1 protein-coding gene and 1 pseudogene are annotated in these 2036 nt (G+C 44.6%); both read left to right on the top strand.

Annotated elements, in window-relative coordinates; all coding sequences use genetic code 11:
* Positions 1–948, top strand: a pseudogene (locus ACE01R_RS17670) (terminase); the annotation flags it as partial.
* A 12-nt stretch (positions 949–960) separates the two neighbouring features.
* Positions 961–2036, top strand: a 1076-nt coding sequence (locus ACE01R_RS17665) for a DUF935 family protein (RefSeq protein ID WP_395552789.1), incomplete at its 3' end; no start/stop codon positions are given.

Here is a 2036-nt window from a genome sequence, read left to right as displayed (position 1 = left end):
GGTATCGGCGATCGCTTTCACCAGGATCGTTTTAGCGGTCGTTACGCCGTCTTTACTATGCCTTGGAGAGCTAATCCTGATAAGAATTGGCAGGCTGAGCTACATGGAAAATTGATTTATCCATGGTATGAAAAGCAAAAGGCCACACTTGATGACGTCGTTTTGGCTCAGGAAGTAGATATTGATTACGCCGCATCGGTTGAAGGCGTACTGATCCCCTCCGCATGGGTTGAAGCTGCTGTTGATTCTCATATTGAGCTCGGTATTCAGCCTTCTGGTGAGCGTAACGGAGCGCTTGATGTGGCTGATGAAGGTAAGGATAAAAACTCTTTTGCTGCCCGTCATGGGATTGTATTGCAATATCTGGATACATGGTCTGGTATTGGTGATGACATTTTTGGTACCACACAAAAAGCTATCGATGCATGTCTGGATATGAAGCTGAATTTATTCTTCTATGATGCTGATGGATTGGGAGCTGGTGTACGTGGTGATGCTCGTGTCATTAATGAGCAGAATCAGGTGAAGGGGATGCCAGAAATTGAGGCTAATCCTTTCCGGGGATCAGGTACGGTACATAACCCTGAGCAGGAAATGGTTGAAGCGCGTAAAAACGTAGACTTCTTTGCCAATCTTAAAGCCCAGATGTGGTGGTCGCTGCGTCTTCGATTCCAGAATACTTATCGAGCTTTGCAGGGCATGCAATATGACCCAGACAGTCTTATTTCACTCTCAACACAAGACATAGATAAGCAAGAGCTTGAACAACTTAAGCGCGAACTTTCACAACCCACCTATAGCAAAAATGGTGCAGGCAAAATTTTAGTGAATAAGCAGCCTGACGGTGCACTGTCACCAAACCGGGCTGACGGCGTGATGATTTGTTTCAGTGACATTAGAGAGCGAAAAAGAAAGAAACCTGCAGGTGCGGGTACTCGAACTTATTGATAAGGAAAACTCATGGCAAAGTCTAAAAAGGGCAAAGCGTCAAAGAAGGCTTTGTCTTATGGCAACTTATACACTCAAGAAGCAGTCACTCAGTTCCTGGTGAATTTTGGTAAGCAACCAGATACCGATGAAGTGCTCCGCAAAGCAGGGATTGCACGCCATAGATTGCGTGTTTTACTTGATGATGATGAGATTGCACAGGCGGTTGAAACTCGTATTGATGCACTTTTGGCAACGCCGTTAAGAGTTGAACCGGGCGATACTAAAGAGGCTGAGATGCTGAATTTAGTATTGAAGGAGTGGTTTCATGAAATTGCTACTGGTGCCATAAGTGCATTGTTCTTTGGTTACTCTGTTCAAGAGGCTGTATATGAACTGAAGCCGGAAGGCTATATAGGTATTCAATGGATCGGTGAGAAGCCGATGCAATGGTTTGAGCCTAAGAATGATGGTCGTTTAATTTATCGGCAGGATGGTCATAACGCAGAGCATGAGGTTGATCAGGTATTTAAGTTCTTCTTAACACGCCGTAAAGCCACATACGAGCAGCCTTATGGTAAAGCATTGCTGGCCACACTGTATTGGTTATTCTTCTTTAAGCAAAATGGCTTCAAGTTCTGGGCGAAATTCTTAGAGCGTTTCGGCACACCAATCCTGCTCGGCAAATGTAAAGACACCGAAACTGAAGATATGAGTAAAGCATTGTTAGCTGCTCATGCTCAGAGTGTTTTATCAATCGATGCTGAGGATGATGTTTCAGTTTTGGGGACTTCTGGCGCAAGTGGTACTGCCGGATCTGCATTTGAGTCTTTTAATAATCAACTGATTCGCCAGATTCAAAAGGTTGTATTGGGGCAGACACTCACCAGTGGTACAGATGGCAAGGGGAGTTATGCACTAGGTCAAGTACATGAGAATGTACGAGCAGATAAGCTTAAGTCGGATATTCGCCTGGTAACACCAACTTTACAGGCAGTTGTTAATGCACTTTGTGCATTAAATGGCTGGGGTGAATATGAGGTCATGCTGGGTGAGAAGCCTAAGCCACTCAACAAAGAACAGGCAGAGCGTGATGCTCATCTTAAAAA

The sequence above is a fragment of the Acinetobacter sp. BSP-28 genome, assembly GCF_044130285.1.
In the GTDB taxonomy this organism is placed as follows: Bacteria; Pseudomonadota; Gammaproteobacteria; order Pseudomonadales; family Moraxellaceae; genus Acinetobacter.
Note: the sequence above shows the minus strand (reverse complement) of the source record. Positions and strands in the feature narration are given on the sequence as shown.